The sequence below is a fragment of the Burkholderia sp. 22PA0099 genome, from assembly GCF_047497165.1.
GTDB lineage: Bacteria > Pseudomonadota > Gammaproteobacteria > Burkholderiales > Burkholderiaceae > Burkholderia.
The window spans coordinates 2,675,956-2,699,466 of record NZ_CP163164.1; the positions used below are offsets into that span (position 1 = coordinate 2,675,956).

The following is a 23,511-nucleotide window of genomic DNA, read 5'->3' on the forward strand; positions in this document are numbered from 1 at the left end:
ACCCCGGACACGAATCCGGAACATATCCAAGAAAATCAGGAGACCGTATGAATTTGCGCAGCCCGAACTCCACCCCGGATCGACTCGCCGTGCCTGGCGCGACGGTCCGGCGCGCCGCTTCGTCACGTGTGCCGGCCGCGCTGGTCGCGCTGGCGCTGCCTGCGATCGCGCCTGCCGTGCACGCGCAATCGTGCGACAACCAGGCCCTGCCGGGCGGCGCGGCCTGCGTGTCGACGGTGGCCGCCGGCCAGACCGTCAACGGCACCACCATCAACAACGGCGGCCAGCAGACGGTGCGCGGCACGGCGGTGGGCGCGACCGTCTCGTCGGGCGGCACGCAAACCATTTCGTCGGGCGGCGGCACCACCAGCACGCAGCTCGCGGGCGGGCGGCAGGTGGTGTCGCGCGGCGGCGTGGCGACCGGCACCGTGATCGGCAACGACGGGCTGCAGACGGTGTTCTCGGCCGGTTCGACGGTCAGCACGGTGGTGTCGTCGGGCGGCACGCAGTACATATCGGCGGGCGGCGTGGCGACCGGCACCACGGTGGTGTCGGGCGGCAGCTTCGGCGTGTCGCGCGGCGGCCTGGCCAGCGGCTCGGTGGTCGGCACGGGCGGCCTGATGCGCATCTATTCGGGCGGGCAGGCCAACGCCAGCGTGGTGACGGGCGGCAAGCAATACGTGTCGGCCGGCGGCTCGGCCGTCGGCACGGTGGTCAGCGCCGGTTCGCAAGTGGTGTTCACCGGCGGCGCGACCACCTCGACGGTGGTCAACGGCGGCATCCAGCTCGTGTCGAGCGGCGGCCTGGCCACCGGCACGCAGGTCAACGCGGGCGGTGCGCAAACGGTGCTGCTCGGCGGCTCGGCCGCGCAGAGCACGGTGGCGGCTGGCGGCAACCTGACGGTCGACGTGGGCGGCAACACGGCGGCGGGGCCGGTGGCCGCGCAGACGCTGGCCGGCGTGGTGCTGGCCGGCGGCACGCTGACGCTCGACGAAGCCGCCACCGACTTGCTGACCGGCAACGCTGCGGTGTCCGCCGGCACGCTCGCGATGCAGGGCGGCACGGTGGCGTTCGCCGCGCCGAAGGGCGGCGGCTTCAAGACGCTGAGCGTCGGGCAACTGTCGGGCAGCGGCCAGTTCGTGCTGAATACCAACGTCGGCGCGGGGCAGGCCGACCGGCTGGTGGTGGCGCAGGGCACCGGCGCGTATTCGCTGTCGGTGCATGACGGCAGCACCACGGCCGCGGCCGCCAACGCGCGCGTGCAGCTCGTGCAGGCGGCCGGCACCAGCGCGACGTTCACGCTGGCGGGCGGCGGCAACGGCATCGATGTCGGCGCCTACAAGTTCGCGTTGCAGGACGACGGCGGCAACTACTTCCTGGCCAATACCGGCCGCACCAGCGACATCGCCTCGGTCGCGCAGGCCGCGGCGGCCACCACGCCGATGCTCTGGTATCAGCAGCTCGAAACGACGTTCTCGTATCTCGGCGACCTGCGCGGCGGCGCGGGCGACGGCGGCGGCCTGTGGGTGCGCGCCTACGATCAGCGCCTGAAGACCAACCCGGGCGGCACCGCGACCGATTCGACGCTGTACGGCGCGCAGATCGGCCGCGACTGGGCCTTCGCCACGCACGCGGGCACGGTGCACGTGGGCGCGACGGGCGGCTACGCGGAAGCGAACGAGAGCTTCGACGGCCTCGGCAACGGCACCGCGCGGCCCTGGAACATCGGCGCCTACGCGGGCATCGACACGCCGTCGGGCCTGTTCGCCGATACCGTGGTGCGCTACCTCGGCTTCAAGCAATCGCTCGGCGTCACCACCTCGGGCAACCAGGCCACCGGCGGCTACGCGCAATCGGGCTTCGCGCTGTCGATCGACGCCGGCAAGCGCTGGCAGCTCGGCGGACGCTGGTGGGCCGAGCCGCGCGTCGAGGCCACCTGGCAGCACGACGGTGCGGTGTCCTATCAAACCTCGCTCGGCACGCCGGTCGTGCTGCAATCGAAATCGGTGGTGTTCGGCGGCGCGGGCGCGCGGGTCGGCGCGTCGTTCGCGGTGGGCGACCTGAAGCTCGACCCGTATGTCGGCGTGGAAGCCATGCACGTGTTCAACGCGGGGCTGAACGACACGATCGGCGGCACCGCGCTGACGGCCGCGCTGCCGAAGACCTGGATCAACGCCGATCTCGGCGTGGGCGCGACGCTCACGCGCCACGTGCGGGCCTGGGGCGCGTTCGGTTACGGCAAGGGCCACGATTATTCGCAACCGTGGTCGGTGACGGTGGGGCTGCGCTATGTCGACTGAACTCGATACGCTGGCTGCGCGCCGCACGTCGTCGATCATCGAGGCGGCGTTGTCCGCGGTGTCCGCGTCGGGTATCGCCGCGGGCAATGCGGCTGGCGATGTGGCGGGCAAGGCGATGGGCAATGTGACTGGCAAGGCGTCGAGCGTCGCGGCGCCCGATGGCTTGGCGGGTCTGCCGCGCCAAACGGCGGCCGATATGCCGATCCCGGCCGCCGTGCCTGCCGTTGCACCGGTTGTTGCTGTTGCATCAGCCCTTGCACCGGCGGCGTCGCTGGCGCCCGCCGCCGTGCCGGTCGCGTTCTCCGCGCCGGTGGCCCCGTTCGCCCCCGCCGCGCCGGTCGACACCGTGCCGACCGCGATCGTCGATCCCGGCCCGCCGGTGCTCGAAGGGCCGCACGGCATCCGCTACGACTTCAACTACGGCTGCCGCGTGCAGGTGCCGCCCGGTTCGTGGCAGGTGCGCCTGCTCGATACCGACGCCGACGTGGTGCTGTTCGACGAGCCGGTGGACGACGGCATCGTCAGCAGCACGAAGCGCTATTTCGTGCGCTTTCGCATCGAGGTGCTGCGCGACGGCGAACTGGTGTTCGAGCACGACTACGACGCGCGCGACCGGCAGGTCTACATGCGTCTGCCGGTCGGCACGCTCGGCGACATCCTCGCCTGGTTTCCCTACGTCGACGAGTTTCGCCGCACCCACGGTTGCCGCGTGGCGGTGTCGATGGGCGCGGCGCTGTGGTCGCTGTTCGAGGATGCCTATCCCGACCTCGAATACGTGCGCCCCGAGGACGAGGCGGCCGTGCTGGCGCGCAGCTACGCGAGCTACTACCTCGGCATCTTCTTCCCGTGCGACGACCGCACGCATCAGCCGACCGATTTCCGCGTCAGCGGCCTGCAGAAGACGATCCCGTACCTGCTCGGCCTGATGGCCGTGGAGCGCCGCCCGCGCATCGGCGTGCGCGACACCACGCGCCAGATCGCCGAGCCTTACGTGGTGATCGCGGCGCAATCGTCGTCGCAATGCAAATACTGGAATCACCCGACCGGCTGGTACGAACTGGTGAAGTTCCTGAAGGCGAGCGGCTACCGCGTGCTCTGCATCGACAAGCAGCCGGCGCATGGCGACAAGCTGATGTGGAATCTGATCCCGTACGGCAGCGAGGATTTCACCGGCGACCTGCCGTTGCAGCAGCGCGCAAGCCTGCTGCTGCACGCCGATTTCTTCATCGGGCTGTCGAGCGGGCTGTCGTGGCTGGCCTGGGCGCTCGGCAAGCCGGTGGTCATGATCAGCGGCTTCACGCACCCGATGAACGAGTTCGAGACGCCGTACCGCGTGATCAACTTCCACGTCTGCAACAGCTGCTGGAACGACACGTCGATCGAGTTCGATCACCGCGACTTCGCGTGGTGTCCGCGCCATGCGGGCACCGACCGGCAGTTCGAATGCTCGCGCACCATCACGCCGGGGCAGGTGATCCGCACGGTCAAGAGCCTGATGACGAATCTCGATCTCGATCCGCGCCGGGCCGCCGCCCCGGTGGCAACCGACGTGCCGATGGCGCCGGCCGCCTGAATTTCCGGGCGCGTCGGCGGGAACGGGGCGCTGCGCAAGCCTATACTTGCGTTTCGTCCTGTTCCTTGTTCCTTGTTCCCTGCCGCCGCTTGCCCGAGTCACGCCGTGTCGAATTCCCCGCAACCTCCCGCTTCCGCCGCTGTTTCCATTTCCGCCGCCGATACCCAGCCGGCCGCTTCCCCCGCCGATCCGCGTCCGGAGGCCCCCGTGCCGCCCGAACTCGAGGATTGCTGCCAATCCGGCTGCGCGCCCTGCATTTTCGATATGTACGACGACGCGCTCGCCCAATACAAGGCGGACCTGGCGCAATGGCTCGAACGCCATCCCGAGGCGCGGTCCGCCTGAGCGGGGGCGCCGGGTCGGAGCGTTGGAGAAGGGAAGTGGGGAAGGGCGCCGCCGAGGTGCGAACGGGGGCTGCTTGATGCGAATCGGCGCGCTTTTCAGTGCAACCGTCGGCCCGATACTCAGCCCGATTCGGTGAGCGTCGGCGCGATCGCCCGTCCGATTTCCAGCGCGATTTCCAGTCTGATCATCGGCCCGATTTCCAGACCCGCAATCAGCGCCTTGATCAGCGCAATATTCAACGCAATATTCAGCGCGATTCGGCCCGATACACGCCGCCCGTCTGTTCCGCGCGCAACTGATAGCCGCGCCTGGCGAACAGATAGCCGGTGCGCACGATCATCACGCCGATCAGCGTGGCCGCCAGCTCGTCGAGACGCGGCAGCCCGGCGCGCGCGCCGGCCAGCGCCAGGGTGGCGACCAGCAGCGTGAGGGCGTCGGTGCGGATATGCCAGGCGCTCGCCTCGATCAACGCCGCGCCGCCGATCGCGCGCGCCCGGCGCAGCATCCAGCGCGACAGCGTTTCCTTGCCCGCCAGTGCGATCGCCAGCACCGCGAACGACAACGCATCGGGCGTCACGTCGCTCGGTGAGCCGAGGTCGGTGGTGGCGCTCCATACCATCTGCGCGCCGGTGGCGAGCAGCAGCACGCCGAGACCGAGCAGCGCGAACGGCTCGTAGGTCGGGCGCTGTTCGGGCGGCAGCTTCGCGTCGAGCCGGCACGCCACCAGCAGCAGCGCATCGGCCAGCAGATCGACCGCCGCATGCACCGTATCGGCGAAGATCCCCGACGAATGCGCGGCATAGGCGGCACCGGCCTGCGCGGCCATCAGCACCAGGTTGACGACGAGGCTCGTCGTCAGCACACGGCTGGTGATCGCATGAACGGATTGGGACGCGCGCGCTGAACTCGGCATGGAGGCGTGGGGGTGTTCTGCTTGAATGAAGCAGGACTCTATCGGCCGGAAATGGCAGACCTGTGACAAATGGGGTAACGGCGGGCCGCGAACGGAAACGGGCCGAACGCCGCGAGACGTGCCGGGCGTGGGGGCGGGAATGTCCCGACGCACCGGAGCGGCCGGTGTCACATGCGTGTCACAGGCGGCGGATTGCAGCCTGCCGCACGCACGTGGGCGGGAACCGCAAGGGCGTAAAAAACGACGGCCCGCGCAACGTGGAAGCGTTACGCGGGCGCCGTGGGGAGCGGCATCGAACCACGATGCCGTGACAGGGACGGGCTTGCTTAATTCGTTGCGGACGCAACCGCCGCGCCGGCATCCATCAGGCCGGCGCCCGGCGCCATCGCCGTGCACGCCGACGAGGACGTGACCGCGATCTGCGAGGGGCGGGCCGTGGCGATCAGCTTCTGCGAGATCTGCGCGGGCGTCAGGTTCGGGTTGAGCGCCAGCATCAGGCTCGCCACGCCGGCCACTTGCGGTGCGGCCAGGCTGGTGCCGCTGTTGGTCTGATACGTGTCGCTGCCCGGGCTGGTGGTGCCGGTGTTGCTGGTCGACAGGATCGTCGAGCCCGGCGCGCTCACCGTGATTTCCGGGCTGTAGTTGCTGTACCAGGCGCGCTTGCCGGTCGAATCGGTCGCGCCGACGGCGATCACGCCCGTGCAGTTCGCGGGGCGATCCTGGCCGTTGGCGAGGCCGTCGTTGCCGGCCGCCACCACCACCGTCACGCCGCGCGCGATCACGTCGTTGATGGCCGACTGGAACGTGCTGCCGCACGGGCCGCTGCCGCCGAGGCTCAGGTTGATGACCTTGGCCGGGGTGGGGTTGTCGGCCACGCCCGACACCGAGATGCCGGCCGCCCAGCGCATCGCGTCGGCGATGTCGCTGGTGGTGCCGCCGCACTTGCCGAGCACGCGCACCGGCTGGATCTTGCCGAACCAGCTCGCGCCCGCGATGCCGGTGCCGTTGTTGCCGACCGCGCCGATCAGGCCGGCCACCTGCGTGCCGTGCCAGCTGCTGTTGCTCGGCGCGCTCGCGCAGTTGTAGAACGGGCTGGTCGAATCGTTCAGTTCGGCCTGCGTGACCCAGTCGCCCGGATCGGTCGCGTCGGCGCTGCGGCCGTGGCCGTTGTTGCCGGTGTTCACGTCGGTGATGAAGTCGTAGCCGGCCACCAGGTTGGCGGCGATGTCGGTGTGCGGGCGGTAGCCGGTGTCGAGCACGGCGGTCACCACGGTCGATGCGCCGGTGGTCAGGCTCCAGGCGGCCGGCATGTTGGTGCCGGTCGCGGTGCTGAAGTCGTTCCATTGCTGCGCGTAGCTCGGATCGTTCGGCGTGACCGTGGCGGCGCTGGCGAACAGGCGGCGGTCCGGTTCGGCGTAGGCCACGTCGCTGTCGGCGGCGAACGCTTGCGCCAGCGTGTTGGCGTCGGTGCTCGACACGCGCTTGCCGAGCGACACCACGGCCGAGCCGTCCGACATGGTGCGCTCGAGCTGCACGTTGTCGAAGCTCGGCAGCGCGGCGGTGCTGCCGCCGGTGCTGGTCGCGGCGAGGATGCTGGCCTTCGAGCGTTGCGTGTTCCATTGCGTCAGCACGCGGCTGATCACGTTGCCCACGCGCGCCGGATCGGCGGCGGTGGACGCGGCGGCCAGCGTGCGGGCGCCGTTGCTGCTGGTCGAGGCGGAAGCCGAGGCGAGCTTGACGATCAGGTGATCGACCGGTGCCTCGAACGCGCTCAAAGACACCAGCGACGGCGTGGCCGTCGAGTTGCCGTCGGTCGTCGTGCTGGACGTGGTGCTGCTGCTGGTGGTGGTCGAGGCCGTGGCGGCTTGCGAGGAGGCCAGGGCCGTGGTGCACATCGCGGAGTTGTTCGACGAGGTGCCGGAGGACGAACCCGAGGTGGATGCCGTGGTGCCGCTGCTGGTGCCGTTGCCGGCCGCGGCCGACGCGGTGGGCGTATCGCCGCCGCCGCCACCGCCGCAACCGGCAATCACGGATGCGATCAACGTCATCGAAACGACGGTGGCCAGCGTACGAATCTGACCCGGGCGGAACTGGGCGGGGTTGAAGCGCTCGATATTCATGTCGTGACTCATTCTTTGTGTTCGCAACCGCCATCCCGCGGTCAGGGGGACCGCCTGGCAACGTGGCTACACGACACCCCGGTCGCGTTCGCCGCCATCGTCGCGATGGAAGGCCGGTCCGTTTCTCCCGCTGCGCTGACGCGTGCAGCAAGAGCTTCTGTTCCGGGTAACGGCGCGCGTTCACAATTCTTAATAGTTACCTGTAAAAGCTTGGCATCCGAAATGATCGGAATCCTTACGGGGACGGATCGCAATCCCGGAAATGCATGAATGAGTTCTGATCGATCGTTTGAATAGCGGCTTGTAAACCCCGTACATCAAGGGATTCGTATTTGTCATATGAATTTGGATAACTAAGAAATGCGCCAAGTAAGTTTTGAAAGTCCGGTTTGGAGGCGGGGAATCATCTGATCGAAGCCGAATCGAAAAGTCTGAATTGAGGGCGCGGCGAGCGGGCCAGGCAGGCCGTTTTGCTTCGCCATGCCAAGCGAATTGATCGAGAGGAACGCACCACCATGACTGCAAGCCATTCGTATGGAATGAACCGCTTCAAGGCCGCGCTCGCGGCGCGGCGCCAGCAGGTCGGCTTCTGGGTGTCGATGGCCGAGCCCTATCTGTCGGAGATCACCGCGACGGCCGGTTTCGACTGGCTGCTGATCGACGGCGAGCACGCGCCGAACGACGTGCGCAGCATCGTCGGGCAGTTGCAGGCCGTGGCACCCTATCGCGCCGAGGCGGTGGTGCGGCCGGTGGAGGGCCATGCCGCGCTGATCAAGCAGTTGCTCGACGCGGGCGCGCGCACCTTGCTGGTGCCGATGGTCGAAACCGCCGAGCAGGCGAGCGCGCTGGTGGCGGCGGTGCGCTACCCGCCGCGCGGCGTGCGGGGCGTGGGCAGTGCGGTGGCGCGCGCCTCGCGCTGGAACCAGCGCACCGATTACCTCGATCTGGCCGACGAGGAAATCTGCCTGCTGGTGCAGGCCGAAAGCGCCACCGCGCTGGCGAACCTGGAGGCGATCTGCGCCGTCGACGGCGTGGACGGCGTGTTCATCGGGCCGGCGGACCTGGCCGCGTCGATGGGGCATCGCGGCAACCCGCGCCATGCCGACGTGCAGTTCGCGATCGACGACGCCATCGCGCGCATCGTGCGCAGCGGCAAGGCGGCCGGCACGCTGACGGACGATGCGACGCTCGCGCGTCATTACCTGTCGCTCGGTTGCCTGTTCGTGGCGGTGGGCGTGGACGTGCTGCTCTACGCGAACGCGGTGCGCGCGGTGGCCAACACGTTCGGCGTGGGGCCGTCCGATCGTGAACGTTGACCCCGGCGGGCGCGAAACGCGGCCGGGGCGCGTGCGTTGAACGTCGCGCGCATTACCGGTGTAATGCGCCGCGATCGGTGGCGGGCGGGGCCGGCGGCCGATCTGCCCGAACCGCGCGGCGGCACGGAAAGATGCGGTAAGACGCCGAAATTGCATCTGCGGGCACAACTTCCTAAAGTGAAGCGCACTCTTTCCCCAAAGAGTGTTATCGAAACGCGGTTTGCCTCGGCACCGGAACCTTCCGGGCCGAGGCGTTTTTTTGGTGCGCCGCCGTTGCACGCGAGCGGGCCGCCCGCGCCGCGAAGCATGCGAAGATGGCGCCGCGCCCCGGTCGCGGGCACACGACGGAGGCACGATGAATGGATGGTGGGCCGGCGCGACATCCGGCGTCTGGCGGGAAGGCTTGTGGGATCTGCTCGAACGGCTATGGGCGCTGCTCGTGCTGGTGTTCCATTTCCTGTTGTGGCTGTTGCGCTTTCTCGGCGGCGGCGGTTGAGCGTGCGGCCGCCCGCGCGCCGTTGACGATTCGCATGATTTCGCAACGAACCGGAACGGTAGAATCGACCGCGCGACACGAACGGCCCGCATCCCGACCGGCGATCGATACGGGCCGACGAGCTAACCACGAACCATGGGGTTGTGATGACGCGAATCATCGAATGGCTGGCGCTGGGCGGCATGTTGACCTTCGGCTCGGCGGCCCTGGCCGCTCAGGCGGCGGGCCATGCGGCGGCAAGCGACGCGCGCTACGCGCACGTCGAGCTGTACCAACGTTGGGAGCCGACCGTGCAGGGCGGCATCTCGGCCGCGCAATGCAACGGCGGCGCGCACGGTGAGATCGTGACGGGCTTCGGCGATTGGTCGCGCACGATCCGGATGGCCACCAACGGCGCGCCGGGCGGTTGCGTCATGCAACTGGCCGTCATCGATCCGGACCGCAGCCTGCAGGACTGGCAGCCGATCACGCGCTTCACGCCCACCGGCGACCCGGGCCAATGCGGCAACGCCGGGATCAACCGCGTGCCGGTGGTGCGCACGCTGGAGGAAGCGCGCGCGCAGGCGTCCGCCATCGTGGTCGATACCGACAACCGCCCCGGCGGCTGCGACCTGCAGTTCGCCACCAACGTGGCCGGCCCGCGCATCGGCGTGTGGTTCGACACCGAACGCAGCCGCGGCCCGTGGGACAACGGCTGCCAGATGACGGGCCAGCACGCCGCCACGGCCAACGAACCGGCCACCATCCATGTCGATACCGACGATGCCCGCTCGGCCTGCCTGTTCCAGATGGGCCTGTTCCCCGACCGCGATCCGCTCAAGCCGCACGCCACGGTGAGCTACCGGTGAGCGTGCAACGATCGGCGGGCCGCGGATGAATTCGGACGATTTCAAGGTGTTTCTGCACGTCGCGAAAACGCTCAGCATTTCGCGCACGGCGATGGAGTCGGGCACCAACCAGTCGACGGTGAGCCGGCGCATCGGTTTGCTGGAGGCGGAGCTGGGCGTGCGCCTGTTTCGCCGCAGCGGGCGCGGCGTGGAGCTGACCGAGCGCGGCCGGCACCTGCTCGGCTATGCGCAGACGCTCGAACGCACGCTCGACGAGGCACGCGAGGCGATGCGCAGCGGCGGCGGGCGCGGCCCCGAAAGCCTGACCATCGCCGCGCAGCCCACCGTCGCGCGCATCATGTTCGGCCGCCTCGGCAATCTGCTGAAGGCGCGCTATCCCGATACGCGCATCCGTTTCGTCGAGGGGCTGGCGAGCCAGATCCTCGGCCGCCTCAGCGACGGCGAGATCGATCTCGCGGTGATGTACGTGCCCGAGCATCGCGGCGCGATGCAGTTCGACGCGCTGCTGACCGAGGCGGTGTGCCTGGTCACCTATGCCGGCTATATGCTGCCGCCCGGGCCGTTCGACGTGCGCGAGCTGGGCCGGATTCCGCTGATCCTGCCGAGCACGCATCATGGGCTGCGCTTGCTGGTGGAAACGCTGGCCGAGCGGCATGGCTTCACGCCGCAGATCGCGCTCGAATGCGACGGCTCGATCTCGCTGACCAAGCGCCTCGTGATGGAACGTTGCGGATGCACCGTGTTGCCGGCGGCATCGGTGGTGGAGGAGGTGGCGGGGGGACGGCTGCGCTGCTTCGCGCTGAGTACGCCGCCCGTCACGCGCGAGGTGGCGATCGCCTGGCCGCAGAACCGCGCGATGCCCGAGGGGGTGTGGGAGGTGACGCGCGCGATCCGCGATCTGGCCGCGACGCTGGTGGATGACGGCAGCTGGCCCGGCACGACGCTGCTTGCGCCGCAGGCGCCGGTTGGGGTGCCGGCTCCGCCCGAAGCTTAGGCGTCGCAGGCGTATTCGGGGGTCACCGGCGCGGTTCGCGCCGCCTGCCGGCGACGCGTTCCAGGGGGCCGAACCGCGTTCGAATCAAGCCCGAATACCGCACGAACCCGCCGAACCGCCCAAGCCCCTTCGATCTCAACCCAACCGATTCGCCGGCGTGATCTGCCGCGGATCGGTGCGCAACTCGATCACCGCGGGCACGCCGGCCTGGCGCGCGCGTTCGAACGCGGCCGGGAAATCCTCGGTACGCGCCACGCGCTCGGCATGCGCGCCGAACGCACGCGCCATCGCCACGAAATCCGGATTGACCAGCCGCGTGGCCGACACGCGCCCCGGATACTCGCGCTCCTGATGCATGCGGATGGTGCCGAGCATTGCGTTGTTGACGACGATCGCGATCAGCGGCGCGCCGAATTGCACGGCTGTGGCCAATTCCTGCGGATACATCATGAAGCAGCCGTCGCCGGCGAAGCACACCACCTCGCGCGCCGGAAACTTCAGCTTGGCGGCGATCGCGGCCGGGAAGCCGTAACCCATCGCGCCGTTGGTGGGCGCCAGCTCGGTGGCCATCCGGCGGTAGCGGTAGAAGCGATGCACCCACACCGTGTAGTTGCCCGCGCCGTTGGTGATCACCGCGTCGTCGGGCAGCACCGCGTCGAGATGCGCGACCACCTGCGCCAGATCCACGCCATCGAGTTCGGGCGAGGCCGGCGGCGGCGTGGAGTGGGCCACGTAATCGGCGCGCGCGGCGGCCGTCCACTCGTGCCAGCGCTGCCGGATGGCCGCGTCGAGCGGCGCGAGCGCGTCGAGCGCCTGCGCGAAGGCCGGCAGCGAGGCCGCGATCGGCAACGCCGCCTGATAGACGCGGCCCAATTCTTCGGGGTCCGGATGAACGTGGATCAGCGTCTGCTTCGTGACCGGGCTGTCGAACAGCGTATAGCCCGACGAAGTGGTTTCGGCGAGCCGCGAGCCGATCACCAGCAGCAGGTCGGCCGCCTTCGCGCGTGCGGCCAGCGCCGGCGACACGCCCAGGCCCAACTGGCCGACGTAATGCGGGTCGCGGTTGTCGAGCAGATCCTGGCGGCGGAACGACGCCGCTACCGGCAGGTCGTTGGCCGCTGCGAAGCGCGCCAGCGCGGCGCAGCCGGCTTCGTCCCAGCCGGTGCCGCCCGCGATCACGAGCGGGCGCTCGGCCTGCGCCAGCCGCTCGCGCAGCTCCGCCATCGCCTGCGCGTCGGGTGCGGCGCGCGCGATGCGCACCGGCGGCGCGTCGGCCACCTCGGCCTCGGGCGCGTTGAACAGCACGTTCTCGGGCAGCGCGATCACCACCGGCCCCGGCCGGCCCGACATCGCCACGCTGAACGCACGCGCGACGACCTCCGGAATCCGTTCGATGCGGTCGATCTCCACCACCCATTTCGCGAGTCCGCCGAACATGCGGCCGTAGTCCACTTCCTGGAACGCGCCGCGCCCCGCGAAGCCGCCCTCGATCTGGCCGATGAACAGCAGCATCGGCGTCGAATCCTCGTTGGCGGTGTGCACGCCGTTGCTCGCGTGCGTCGCGCCGGGGCCGCGCGTCACGAAGCAGATGCCGGGGCGGCCGGTCAGCTTGCCGTACGCGTCGGCCATGTTCGACGCCGCGCCCTCGTGGCGCGTGGTGATGGTGGCGATGCCCGGGGTGTCGTACAGCGCGTCGAGCACCGGCAGGTAGCTTTCGCCGGGCACGCAGTAGACGGTATCGGCGCCGTTGCGCACCAGCGCATCCACCAGCAGGCGGCCGCCGTTGCGCGGCTGGGTGAGGTCAGACATGGGTTTCAAGCTCCTTGTTGCGGGTTTCCGGCAGGAATACCGCGGCGATGAGGACGAGCACATAGGACGCGGCGGCCCACATGCCGATCGATTTGGCGAGGCCCGCGGCGGCGCTCGTGAAGCCGACCGCGGCCGGCACCAGCGAGCCGATGCCGCGGCCGAAGTTGTACGAGAAGCCGCCGGCCGAGGCGCGGATCTGCGCCGGGAACAGCTCGGTGAAGCAGGCGCCCATCCCCGACACGATGCCCGACTGGAACAGGCCGAGCGGGAAGCCGAGCAGCAGCAGCGCGAGCGGCGGCAGGTGCAGCAGCGTGTAGGCCAGCACGGTCAGGATCGCGCCGGCCGCCGACAGCGCGAACGTGGCGCGGCGGCCGATGCCGTCGCTGAGGTAGGCCATGCCGATATAGCCGCAGAACGAGCCGAGCAGGTTCACGACCAGATAGAGCGTGGCGAGGTTGACGGGCAGGTTCTGGGTCTGGCGCAGGTAGGTGACGAGCCAGGTCAGGATCGTGTAGTTGCCGCCGAGCGCGCCGGCCGCCATCAGCGAGGCCAGCAGCGTGCGCGGCAGCACGCCGGGCGCGAACACCTGCGCGAACGTTTCCAGCATGCCGGTGCGGGCGCGATGCTCGGCCGCCGCCTCGAACGCCGCCGATTCGCCGACGTTGCGGCGCATCCAGAGCACCAGCAGGCCGGGCAGGATGCCGATCAGGAACAGCACGCGCCAGGCCAGATGCTCGGGCAGCGCGTTGAACAGCGCCCAGTAGGCGAGTGCGGCCAGCGCATAGCCCACCGGCCAGCCGCTCTGCACCGCGCCGACCGCGCGGCCGCGAATGCGCCTGTCCACCACCTCGCCGATCAGGATCGCGCCCGCGGCCCATTCGCCGCCGAAGCCCAGGCCCTGCAGGCTGCGCGTGAACAGCAACTGCTCGAAGCCGTTGGTGAACGCGGACAAGCCGGTAAACAACGAGAACCACAGGATCGCCAGCTTCAGCACGCGCACGCGGCCGATGCGGTCGGCCAGCACGCCCGCGATCACGCCGCCGATCGCCGACGACACCAGCGCCGAGGTGCCGATCACGCCGGCCTGCGCCTTGGTCATGCTCCACGCGCCGAGCAGCGTCGGAATCACGAACGCGAAGAACTGCACGTCCATCGCATCGAGCACCCAGCCCAGGAAGCATGCCCAGAAGGTTCGGCGCTGGGCGGGCGCCATCGTGCTGTACCACGGTTGCATGATCGATCGTCTCCTGCAGGCGGATGGGCGCCTGTCGTCTGTCGTTATGGGTGCGGCGAGGCGGCCCGAAGGCGCGGGTGGCGCGGGCTGCATCGTCGAACCGATTATGGCGACGGCCGCACGTGGCGCGTTGCGCCGGCCGCATAGCAGCTATGCGCGCGCGGCCCGGCGTGTTTCGGCATGCGAACGAAAGGCAATTGAAATGAATGCGAGGCATTCGGTAAGCCGGTGCTCGGACATCACGGTTGATTCCGGGACGACCGCGATCAACCTGTGCGGGCAGCTTTGCCGTCGGCCGAAGCCGCCACGGCAAAAACGAAACGCGGTTAACCCGCAATGATCAGTTGTCTAATGACATCTGTCCGAGCAGTCAGGACCACCAAAGAGTTTTCCCTCGGTCGCGCGGAGGCGCTGCGGCGAAGGGCGCGAGTTTCGGATTCAAGTCGTTGAATCCTATATAAAACCTGCCTGAGAGGCAGATTCGGCGAGGTGGCCCTCTGCGGGTATGCACCAAGTGTACAAGCGTGGTTCTGGCCCGATAGACTCGCTTCCTAGTTGTACGACGTGAGACAGCGGGTGGCTGCCTGACAGTGATCGGACGACAAGACGGAACGCAGCGCGCAACGAACGCCGCCTGCCCGGCACGGCAAAACCAATACTCGATATTCCCTGAGGAGACTTGACCATGAAAACGATCTTCACGCGTACGCGCGTCACCGCCGCCGTCGTCGCGGTGCTCGCCGCGGCCACGACGATGTCCGCCGAGGCCCGCGTGTTCCGCTCGGCCGACGTCCACAGCGACACCTTCCCGACCAACATGGCCGTGAAGTTCATGAGCGACGAGATCAAGAAGGCGACCGACGGCAAGGATTCGATCAAGGTCTACGGCAACAGCGCGCTCGGTTCGGAGAACGAAACGGTCGACCAGGTGCGGATCGGCGCGATCGACATGGTTCGCGCGAACGGCGCGGCGTTCAACGAGATCGTGCCGGAATCGATGATCCCGTCGTTCCCGTTCCTGTTCCGCGACATCGAGCACTTCCGCAAGGTGATGTATGGCCCGGAAGGCCAGAAGATCCTCGACGCGTTCAAGGCCAAGGGCATGATCGCGCTGACGTTCTATGAAAGCGGCGCGCGCTCGATCTACGCGAAGCGCCCGGTCAAGTCGCCGGCCGACATGAAGGGCCTCAAGGTGCGCGTGCAACCGTCGGACCTGATGGTCGACGAGATCCGCGCGATGGGCGGCGTGCCGACCCCGATGCCGTTCTCGGAAGTCTATACGGGCCTGAAGACGGGCCTGGTGGATGCCGCCGAAAACAACCTGCCGTCCTACGACGAAACCAAGCACTACGAAGTGGCGACCGTGTTCTCGGAAACGCAGCACGCCATGACGCCGGAAGTGCTGGTGTTCTCGAAGAAGATCTGGGACACGCTGAGCCCGCAGGAACAGGCCGCGATCAAGAAGGCCGCCGCCGATTCCGTGCCGTACTACGTGAACCTGTGGACGGCGCGTGAAGCCGACGCGCGCACCGCCGTGCTGAAGGGCGGCGCGACCATCGTGCCGGCCGCGCAGATCGACCGCGCCGCGTTCGTGAAGGCGATGCAGCCGCTTTGGACCAAGTACGAGAAGACCCCGATGATGAAGCAGATCGTCGACGAGATTCAGCAGATCAAGTAACACCCGGTGCACGGGCCGCCGCGACAAGCGAGCGGCCCGCGCCCGTGCTTCAACGGCCGCGCGAGGCTTCGCCCGGCCGCGTTTCCTGTCCCGAGAGGTTCCCAATGAGGTTCATCAAGCACTCGAACGACGTGCTGTTCATGGCGCTCGCGGTGGTGGCGTCGGCGAGTCTCGTCGTGCTGACGGCCATGGTGTTCTACGCCGTGGTGATGCGCTACGTCTTCAACAACGCGCCCGATTTCGTCGAGCCGATCGCGCTGCTGCTGGTGATCGTGATCGCGATGTTCGGCGCCGCGATGAAGGTGCGCGACGGCGGCCATATCGGCCTCGATTCGTTCGTGCGGCGGCTTTCGCCCAAGGCGCAGACGGTCGTGCACGCCTTCCAGCATCTCTGCCTGATGGCGTTCGCCGTGGCGATCATCGCCGGCTGCTATCAAATGGCCGAAACCACCTTCGAGGATCGCATCCCGATCATCGGCCTGCCCGAATCGGTCCGTTACCTGATCCCGATGCCGGCCGGCCTGGCCATCATCCTGTTCTCGCTCGAGCACCTGCTTGCGCTGCGCAAACGCAACCGAACCTGACCCAACATGGAACTCGCAATCCTTTCCATCAGCTTCCTGCTGCTGCTGTTTCTCGGGGTGCCCGTCTCGTTCGCGCTCGGGCTCGCCTGCGTCGCGACCTATCTCGCCGAGGGCCTGCCGATCGCCACCGCGATGCAGTCGGTCATCTCCGGGATGAACGCGTTTTCGTTCCTGGCGGTGCCGTTCTTCATCTTCTCGGGCGAGCTGATGCTGCACGGCGGCATCGCCGACCGCATTTTGAAGTTCGCGCAGGCGATCGTCGGCCACTTCCGCGGCGGCCTCGGCATGGCCAACGTGGTGGCCTGCACGCTGTTCGGCGGCGTGTCCGGTTCGCCGACCGCCGACACCTCGGCGATGGGCGGCGTGGTGATTCCGCTGATGAAGCGCGAAGGCTACAGCGCCGCGTACGCCGTCAACGTCACGACCCACGCCTCGCTGGCCGGCGCGCTGATGCCGACCTCGACCAACATGATCATCTACGCGTTCGCCGCGCAGGGCATCGTGGGCATGCTCAACGGCCAGCGCGTGAGCGGCGTGTCGATCGGCGACCTGCTGTTCTCGGGCCTGCTGCCGGTGCTGTGGGTGATGGGCTTCGTGCTGCTCGCCGCCTATTGGCAGGCGCGCCGCTACGGCTATCCGCGCCGCGCCGACGGCAGCACCGCGCTGCAGAAGTTCCCGGGCTGGGCTGCGGTGGCGCGTGCGTTCGCCGGCGCGTTGCCGGGCCTTGGCGTGATCGCGATCATCCTGGTATGCGTGGCCAAGGGCATTGCGACCGCCACCGAGGCGGCCGCGATCGCGGTGGTGTATTCGCTGGTGCTGACGATCTTCATCTACCGCACGCTGACCATGAAGAAGCTGATGCGCGCGCTGTCGCACGCCGCGCGCACGACCGGCGTGGTGCTGCTGCTGATCGCCGTGTCGAACATGCTGCGCTTCCAGATGTCGTACCTGGAAATTCCCGATTCGATCGAGCACCTGCTGCTGCAATCGAACGCGCAGCCGTGGCTGATGCTGCTGTACATCAACATCCTGCAGGTGTTCCTCGGCACGTTCGTGGACATGGCCGCGCACATCCTGATCACCACGCCGCTGTTCCTGCCGATCGCGATGGCGTGCGGCGTGGGGCCGGTGCAGTTCGGGATCATGCTGCTGCTGAACTGCTCGCTGGGCCTCGTGCATCCGCCGATCGGCTCGGTGCAGTTCGTGGGCTGCGCGATCGGGGAGGTGTCGATCGGCGAGACCACCAAGACGGCCTGGCCGTATTACCTGGCGATCTTCAGCGCGATCAACATCGTGACCTACTGGCCGTTTTTCTCGACCTGGCTGCCGAGCGTGATCAGCGGGCACCCGGTGTTCTGATTCTGATCGAATGACTGGCCGGCCCGAGTGAGGGTTTGGGCCGGTGCAAAGCAAAACGCCAGGCGCGGAGGAATCCGCGCCTGGCGTTTTTCATGGGGCGTCGTGCATCAGAGCCGGATCAAGGGCGGCGCATCGGCATCGGGACCATCGGTCAGCATCGGGTCGTCGAGAAAATGCCGATGAATGGCCGAGCCGTCGAAGCGCTCCATCGAGATTTGCGACCGGCCGAACAGCGCGGGCGTCGCCCAATCGCCGAGCGCCAGTGCCGGGTAGCCGTGCACGCGTCGCGATGGGTAGACGAAGCCGTCGGGACGTGCATTGGCGGCCAGCGTCAGCATCGCGTTGCGCAGCCGCAGGCCGAGCCATTGGCAGGCTTCGTGATCGGGCGAGCCGATGATGTCGTGGATGCCCAACCGGCTGCAGTGGTCGGGACGATCTCCGTCAGATAGCCCGGAAGCGGTGCATCGATGAGGGTTGGCCTGCTCACATTGCAGTCTCAGTCGGGATCCTCGGCCTGGAGCTTCGCGAGTGCGATGACCTTGTCGAGCCGTGCGCCTTGCGAAAGACCGAGCATTCGCGTTTGCGCTTGCGCCAAGGGGCCGCGATCGGCAAACGGCAGGCCGGCGATCACTTCCGCGGGCGACAGTTCGTTCAGCGAATCTTGCTCGGTCAGGAAAAAGCCGTGAATCCGTGTTCTCGACTTCCGTTGGAGGATGCGAAGCACGCCGGGCATGATCGACGGTATGTCGCCGACGAATTGCCAGGCGGGGTAGGCGCGGCCGTTCTGCATGCCTGCCGGGATGACGCTGTAGAAGCGTGTGCCGTCACCGCGGTAAAGCGTGCTCCTGGACATGCCCGATTGCTCGAGTACCTCCTCGGGGCTCAATCTGGAAACCGGCAAACCCTGTTGCGCGACCGATGCCGCACGCGAATGCGATCGCTCCAGCCCGAGAATCTTGCGCAGCGACGCGGCCAATGCACTGCGCATCGTGGCCTGGAGCAGGATGTCGTCGCGCTCCATGTGCTTGCGTTCGAGTTCGGCGGAGGCGCCGCACAGCAGATCCGCCGCCACGCGGTCGAGCAGCTTTTCCGGGTCGCCCGAGTAATGCCCGGTTGCGAGTGCGATCAGGTCGGCACGCGTTGCGGTTTTTTTTCTGCGGGTTGCGAGTTCCATGGGCAGCTCCTTCAGCAAACCGAGGGGGGCGCCGTGAGCGGCGCGACGTTATGTTGTTCCGCTTCGAGGCGCGCGAGCAGTGCGGCGCGCTTGGCTCCTTCGGGCACGGCGCGCGACAGCGATTCGGCCCGGGCCAGCCTGTCGCGGGTGGCGTCGAGTTCCGACAGAACGGTTTCCCTGATCCTGCCGCACTCGTTGGCGCACAGGGCGATCGCTCGATCCCGGTTCGACATGTCGGTGTTTCCAGCCCGGAAAGCATGAAGGAGTCACGACTCTAGCATATTTCTCATTTGTCCCATTTATCCCGTTTTTCTCAAATACGCGATGTGGACGTGACATGGCATCCGGCACGAACGGCAGGTGACGAGCGGCTACAGGATGCGAAATGGGAAAGCGGGCGGGAAGAGCGGAAGGTTTGCTACGGATGGCGAAGCATGGGTAGTGACGTGCGCCGCGTGGTGCGGGCAAACCGGCCATCGTTGCGACGGCCGGTTTCGATCAGCCTGCGAAAGGCTTAATGCACCCAATGGCAGCTGCGATGGTGGTGGTGATCGAAATGGCAAACCTTGTGCGGGCGGGCTTCCGCGTTCGTCACGAGGAGGGCGAGCGTCACGGCCAGGGCCGATGCGAGCAGCGTTTTTTTCATGGAGATGTCCTGAACGGAATAGTGTGGTTGTAGTACCGGATACGCCGTGTCGTGGCGGCCGACGTCATCGATGGGCTTGCGTGATCCGGGTTCGTTGCCGAACGAACTCGATGATACGAAGCCGGCTTATTTCAGGTGCAACGGTTTGTAACCATCCATTTAAAACAGCATTCAATTGGCTTTCGGTCGTGAATATTCGCGGCTGGTCATGGCCCTGTCACAGGCGCTCATGGGCATTCCGACCGCTTCAGATCGGAAACTGCGTGGTCGACAAAATTTCCTTCAGGACCACGAACGTGCGGATCTGCCGAACCCCGGGCAGATAGAGCAATTGCTCGGCGTGCAGCCGGTTGAAGGTTTCGCTGTCGCGTGTGCGCACCAGCATGAACGCATCGAACTCGCCGGTCACCACATGGCATTCCATGCAGCCCGACACCTTCTGCGCGGCCTTCTCGAACGCGGCGAACGATTCGGGCGTGGAGCGATCGAGCACCACGCCGATCATGACCAGCATTCCGGCATTGAGCGCCTTCGGCTCCAGCAACGCCACCACGCCGCGAATCAGGCCCGCATCCTTCAGTTTCTCGACACGCCGCAGGCAGGCCGGCGGGCTCAGGTTCACGCGCGCGGCGAGCGCGACGTTCGAGACCGAGGCGTCCTTCTGCAACGCCCGCAGGATCGCGCGGTCGGTGCGGTCCAGTTCGGCGCCCGCCGCCTCGGCCTTGGCCCGGGCGGACGTCGCGCTTCCCGATGTTCGTTTTGTTGCGCACATGGGTGAGTTTTCCTAATGAAGTTCCGCCCGATTATCCATCTGTTTTCCAAACATCGAAAATCGACAATTTATTCGCAACCCTGGTTCGTTCGATCGCTTCTACGATGATCGGGTCGTTTCGATGACAGCCGCACGACGGCGCCGGGCCATGCCGGTGCCGCGCGCCACGACCGAATCCATCGCCCAAGGAGCGCAGCATGAACCTTCAGAAATTCCCGCGTTACCCGCTAACCTTCGGCCCGACGCCGATCCAGCCGCTCAAGCGGCTCAGTGCGCATCTGGGCGGCAAGGTCGAGCTGTACGCGAAGCGCGAGGACTGCAACAGCGGCCTCGCGTTCGGCGGCAACAAGACCCGCAAGCTCGAATACCTGATCCCCGACGCGATCGCGCAGGGCGCCGACACGCTGGTGTCGATCGGCGGCGTGCAGTCGAACCAGACGCGCCAGGTGGCGGCGGTGGCCGCGCATCTCGGCATGAAGTGCGTGCTGGTGCAGGAGAACTGGGTCAACTACAGCGACGCCGTGTACGACCGGGTCGGCAATATCCAGATGTCGCGCATGATGGGCGCCGACGTGCGGCTGGTGCCGGACGGCTTCGACATCGGCATCCGCAAGAGCTGGGAAGAGGCGATGGCCGACGTGCGCGCCAGCGGCGGCAAGCCGTATCCGATTCCGGCCGGCTGCTCCGAGCATCCGCTCGGCGGCCTCGGTTTCGTGGGCTTTGCCGAGGAAGTGCGCGCGCAGGAGGCCGAACTGGGGTTCCGCTTCGACTACATCGTGGTGTGCTCGGTCACGGGCAGCACGCAGGCCGGCATGGTGGTGGGCTTCGCGGCCGACGGGCGCGCCGATCGCGTGATCGGCATCGACGCGTCGGCCAAGCCGGCGCAGACGCGCGAGCAGATCCTGCGCATCGCGCGCGGCACCGCTGATCGCGTCGAGCTGGGCCGTGCGATCACGGATGCCGACGTGGTGCTCGACGAGCGCTTCGGCGGCCCCGAATACGGCCTGCCGAGCGAGGGCACGCTGGAGGCGATCCGCCTGTCGGCGAAGTTCGAGGGCATGCTGACCGATCCGGTGTACGAAGGAAAATCGATGCACGGCATGATCGAGAAAGTACGGCTCGGCGAGTTCCCGGCAGGCTCGAAGGTGCTGTATGCGCATCTGGGCGGCGTACCGGCGTTGAGCGCCTACAGCTACTTGTTCCGCGACGGTTGATGCGGTAGCGGCAGTAGCGGCATCGCCCCAAGGGCCGGCTGGCGCGTTGCGTCGCCGGCCCTTCGCGCTTCGATCACGATTCGTGATGACGCCATCAGCAAACAGCATTGGCGAGGCGTGGCGGCATGCGGTTTACTTGGCGCGCCGCCGCAGCGCGCCGATTCCCGGCCGCGCGCGGCGTGCACACGAAAGATACGGAGAACAGGCATGGGAGACGTCAATCGCCTGTTCCGGCTCGACGGGCGCCGCGCGCTCGTGACCGGGTCGGGACGCGGCATCGGCTTGGCACTCGCGCGCGGCCTCGCCGAAGCCGGCGCCAGCATCGCGATCAACGATCGCAATCCCGAGAAGGCGGCCGCGCTGGCCGCCACGTTCCGCGAGCAGGGCTTCGACGCCGCGCCCGCGGTGTTCGACGTGACCGATTCGGCGCAGGCCACGGCCGCGATCGACGCGTTCGAGGCCGAGGTCGGCCCGATCGACATCCTCGTCAACAACGCCGGCATCCAGCGCCGCGCGCCGCTCGACCAGTTCGCGGACGACGACTGGCACGCGCTGATGCGCGTCAATCTCGACGGCGCGTTCATCGTGTCGCGCGCGGTGGCGCGCCACATGATCGCGCGCGGCCACGGCAAGATCGTCAACATCTGCTCGGTGCAGAGCGAACTCGCGCGGCCCTCGATCGCGCCGTACGCGGCCTCGAAGGGCGCGCTGCGGATGCTGACCAAGGGCATGTGCGCCGACTGGGCGCGCCACGGCATCCAGGCCAACGGCCTCGCGCCGGGCTACTTCGAAACCGAACTGAATCAGGCGCTGGTCAACGATCCGGCGTTCAACGACTGGATCTGCAAGCGCACCCCGGCGGGCCGCTGGGGCCGCGTCGACGAGCTGTGCGGCGCGGCGGTGTTTCTCGCCTCGGCGGCGGCCGATTTCATCAACGGCCAGACCTTGTTCGTCGACGGCGGCCTGACGAGCACGGTATGAGCGACGCACACGTTATCCTTCAGGAACCCGAAGAAACAGGAGGACGCCCCATGAAACTGCGTTGCATGTGTCTCGTCATTCACGCACCGAACGATCTGCGTTACGAAGCCGGCGAAGTCGAAACGCCGGGCGCCGGCCAGGTGCGGGTGCAGGTTGCGATGGGCGGCATTTGCGGCTCCGACCTGCATTATTTCCGGCACGGCGGCTTCGGCGCGATCCGCCTGCAGCAGCCGATGGTGCTCGGCCATGAAGTGGCCGGCACGGTGGTCGAGGTGGGCGAGGGCGTGACCGACGTGCGCGTGGGCGACCGCGTGGCCGTCAACCCGAGCCGCCCGTGCGGCAAGTGCAAGTTCTGCCTCGAAGGCCTGCCGAACCAGTGCCTCGACATGCGCTTCTACGGCAGCGCGATGCGCATGCCGCACATCCAGGGCGCGTTTCGCGGCGCGCTCGTGTGCGACGCGGTGCAGTGCGTGAAGGTGGCCGACCATGTGCCGTTCACGCTGGCCGCGATGGCCGAGCCGTTCGCGGTGGGCCTGCACGCCGTGTCGCGCGCCGGCCCGCTGATCGGGCGGCGCGTGCTGGTGTCGGGCTGCGGGCCGATCGGCGCGCTGGCGGTGGCCGCCGCGAAGGCGCACGGCGCGCGCGAGGTGGTGGCCACCGACGTGGTGGACGAGCCGCTGGCCGTGGCGAAGGCGCTCGGCGCGGATCGCACCATCAACGTCGCCGCCGATCCCGAATGGACCCGGGCGTTCTCGGCCGACAAGGGCACGTTCGACGTGATGATCGAGTGCTCGGGCAACGAGCGCGCGCTGCGCGACGGGCTCGATGCGCTGCGCCCGCGCGGCGTGGTGGTGCAGCTCGGCCTCGGTGGTGACGTGGCGATTCCGCAGAACGTGGTGGTGGCCAAGGAGCTGACGATCTGCGGGTCGTTCCGCTTCCATTCGGAATTCGCGCTCGCGGTGCAGTTGATCAACGAGGGCCGCGTGGATCTCGCGCCGGCCATCACGCGCGTGTTCCCGGCGCGCGAGGCCAACGAGGCGTTCGCGCTGGCCGGCGATCGCCGCCGCGCGATGAAGGTGCTGATCGACTTCGAGGAAGCGGCGCTCGACGCGTGAGCGCCGCGGCGGTCCGTGCGTCAGGGGCCGCGCCTTGGAG

22 protein-coding genes are annotated in these 23,511 nt (G+C 67.9%); 13 read left to right on the forward strand and 9 right to left on the reverse strand.

Annotation, left to right across the window (positions count from 1 at the left end):
• The first annotated feature begins 47 nt into the window (after nt 1–47).
• The 3 genes from AB4851_RS11915 to AB4851_RS11925 all read left to right on the forward strand — a co-directional run bounded on the left by AB4851_RS11915 (nt 48) and on the right by AB4851_RS11925 (nt 4,218).
• On the forward strand, nt 48–2,300 hold the full coding sequence (locus AB4851_RS11915; RefSeq protein ID WP_414447371.1) for an autotransporter outer membrane beta-barrel domain-containing protein: 2,253 nt from the start codon (nt 48–50) through the stop codon (nt 2,298–2,300).
• Nucleotides 2,290–3,873, forward strand: coding sequence for an autotransporter strand-loop-strand O-heptosyltransferase (locus AB4851_RS11920; protein ID WP_414447372.1), 1,584 nt, complete (start codon nt 2,290–2,292; stop codon nt 3,871–3,873). Before AB4851_RS11915 ends, AB4851_RS11920 begins: the two co-directional genes overlap by 11 nt.
• 105 nt (nt 3,874–3,978) lie before the next feature.
• On the forward strand, nt 3,979–4,218 hold the full coding sequence (locus AB4851_RS11925) for an oxidoreductase-like domain-containing protein (protein WP_414447373.1): 240 nt from the start codon (nt 3,979–3,981) through the stop codon (nt 4,216–4,218).
• 247 nt (nt 4,219–4,465) lie between these two features.
• Here AB4851_RS11925 and AB4851_RS11930 read toward each other — a convergent pair whose 3' ends face one another.
• Both AB4851_RS11930 and AB4851_RS11935 read right to left on the reverse strand, forming a co-directional pair.
• A complete protein-coding gene (locus tag AB4851_RS11930) occupies nt 4,466–5,131 on the reverse strand; it encodes a cation diffusion facilitator family transporter (RefSeq protein ID WP_414447374.1) in 666 nt (221 codons plus the stop codon).
• Between the two features lie 326 nt (nt 5,132–5,457).
• Nucleotides 5,458–7,251 (reverse strand): S8 family peptidase, encoded by a 1,794-nt coding sequence (locus AB4851_RS11935; RefSeq protein WP_414449178.1) that lies wholly within the window; start codon nt 7,249–7,251, stop codon nt 5,458–5,460.
• A gap of 515 nt (nt 7,252–7,766) precedes the next feature.
• On the opposite strand from AB4851_RS11935, the gene hpaI reads away from it, so the two are divergent.
• The 4 genes from hpaI (at nt 7,767) to AB4851_RS11955 (ending at nt 10,905) form a co-directional block, all read left to right on the forward strand.
• On the forward strand, nt 7,767–8,567 hold the full coding sequence (gene hpaI, locus AB4851_RS11940) for a 4-hydroxy-2-oxoheptanedioate aldolase (RefSeq protein ID WP_414447375.1): 801 nt from the start codon (nt 7,767–7,769) through the stop codon (nt 8,565–8,567).
• Nucleotides 8,568–8,922: 355 nt separating this feature from the next.
• Nucleotides 8,923–9,063: a hypothetical protein gene (locus AB4851_RS11945; protein WP_414439446.1), complete on the forward strand. Its 141-nt coding sequence runs from the start codon at nt 8,923–8,925 to the stop codon at nt 9,061–9,063.
• Between the two features lie 146 nt (nt 9,064–9,209).
• Nucleotides 9,210–9,911, forward strand: coding sequence for a hypothetical protein (locus tag AB4851_RS11950; RefSeq protein ID WP_414447376.1), 702 nt, complete (start codon nt 9,210–9,212; stop codon nt 9,909–9,911).
• 25 nt (nt 9,912–9,936) lie between these two features.
• Nucleotides 9,937–10,905, forward strand: a complete 969-nt coding sequence (locus AB4851_RS11955; protein ID WP_414447377.1) for a LysR family transcriptional regulator — start codon at nt 9,937–9,939, stop codon at nt 10,903–10,905.
• Nucleotides 10,906–11,040: 135 nt separating this feature from the next.
• Here AB4851_RS11955 and AB4851_RS11960 read toward each other — a convergent pair whose 3' ends face one another.
• Nucleotides 11,041–12,714: a thiamine pyrophosphate-binding protein gene (locus AB4851_RS11960; RefSeq protein ID WP_414447378.1), complete on the reverse strand. Its 1,674-nt coding sequence runs from the start codon at nt 12,712–12,714 to the stop codon at nt 11,041–11,043.
• Nucleotides 12,707–13,948, reverse strand: a complete 1,242-nt coding sequence (locus AB4851_RS11965) for an MFS transporter (RefSeq protein WP_414447379.1) — start codon at nt 13,946–13,948, stop codon at nt 12,707–12,709. The genes AB4851_RS11960 and AB4851_RS11965 overlap by 8 nt, the downstream gene beginning before the upstream one ends.
• A gap of 685 nt (nt 13,949–14,633) precedes the next feature.
• Here AB4851_RS11965 and AB4851_RS11970 point away from each other — a divergent pair.
• From AB4851_RS11970 to AB4851_RS11980, 3 genes are all read left to right on the forward strand, one after another.
• On the forward strand, nt 14,634–15,626 hold the full coding sequence (locus AB4851_RS11970; protein WP_414447380.1) for a TRAP transporter substrate-binding protein: 993 nt from the start codon (nt 14,634–14,636) through the stop codon (nt 15,624–15,626).
• A 104-nt stretch (nt 15,627–15,730) separates the two neighbouring features.
• The gene (locus tag AB4851_RS11975) at nt 15,731–16,210 is read left to right on the forward strand and encodes a TRAP transporter small permease (protein WP_414447381.1); all 480 of its coding nucleotides are present in this window, start codon (nt 15,731–15,733) and stop codon (nt 16,208–16,210) included.
• 6 nt (nt 16,211–16,216) lie between these two features.
• Entirely contained in the window at nt 16,217–17,569 is a 1,353-nt protein-coding gene (locus AB4851_RS11980; protein ID WP_414439439.1) for a TRAP transporter large permease, read from the forward strand.
• Nucleotides 17,570–17,676: 107 nt separating this feature from the next.
• Here AB4851_RS11980 and AB4851_RS11985 read toward each other — a convergent pair whose 3' ends face one another.
• From AB4851_RS11985 to AB4851_RS12005, 5 genes are all read right to left on the reverse strand, one after another.
• Nucleotides 17,677–17,982 carry a hypothetical protein gene (locus tag AB4851_RS11985; protein ID WP_414447382.1) on the reverse strand — a complete coding sequence of 102 codons (306 nt, stop codon included), beginning with the start codon at nt 17,980–17,982 and terminating at the stop codon, nt 17,677–17,679.
• 83 nt (nt 17,983–18,065) lie between these two features.
• Entirely contained in the window at nt 18,066–18,761 is a 696-nt protein-coding gene (locus AB4851_RS11990) for a hypothetical protein (protein ID WP_414447383.1), read from the reverse strand.
• On the reverse strand, nt 18,755–18,976 hold the full coding sequence (locus AB4851_RS11995; RefSeq protein ID WP_414447384.1) for a hypothetical protein: 222 nt from the start codon (nt 18,974–18,976) through the stop codon (nt 18,755–18,757). Before AB4851_RS11995 ends, AB4851_RS11990 begins: the two co-directional genes overlap by 7 nt.
• A gap of 281 nt (nt 18,977–19,257) precedes the next feature.
• Nucleotides 19,258–19,389, reverse strand: a complete 132-nt coding sequence (locus AB4851_RS12000; protein WP_414439435.1) for an HHHH-motif protein — start codon at nt 19,387–19,389, stop codon at nt 19,258–19,260.
• 247 nt (nt 19,390–19,636) lie between these two features.
• A complete protein-coding gene (locus AB4851_RS12005; RefSeq protein ID WP_414447385.1) occupies nt 19,637–20,161 on the reverse strand; it encodes an Lrp/AsnC family transcriptional regulator in 525 nt (174 codons plus the stop codon).
• Nucleotides 20,162–20,358: 197 nt separating this feature from the next.
• On the opposite strand from AB4851_RS12005, the gene AB4851_RS12010 reads away from it, so the two are divergent.
• The 3 genes from AB4851_RS12010 (at nt 20,359) to AB4851_RS12020 (ending at nt 23,471) form a co-directional block, all read left to right on the forward strand.
• A complete protein-coding gene (locus AB4851_RS12010) occupies nt 20,359–21,375 on the forward strand; it encodes a 1-aminocyclopropane-1-carboxylate deaminase (RefSeq protein ID WP_414439433.1) in 1,017 nt (338 codons plus the stop codon).
• Between the two features lie 207 nt (nt 21,376–21,582).
• Nucleotides 21,583–22,356, forward strand: coding sequence for an SDR family NAD(P)-dependent oxidoreductase (locus tag AB4851_RS12015; RefSeq protein ID WP_414447386.1), 774 nt, complete (start codon nt 21,583–21,585; stop codon nt 22,354–22,356).
• 50 nt (nt 22,357–22,406) lie between these two features.
• Nucleotides 22,407–23,471: an L-idonate 5-dehydrogenase gene (locus AB4851_RS12020; protein ID WP_414447387.1), complete on the forward strand. Its 1,065-nt coding sequence runs from the start codon at nt 22,407–22,409 to the stop codon at nt 23,469–23,471.
• Nucleotides 23,472–23,511 lie beyond the last annotated feature (40 nt).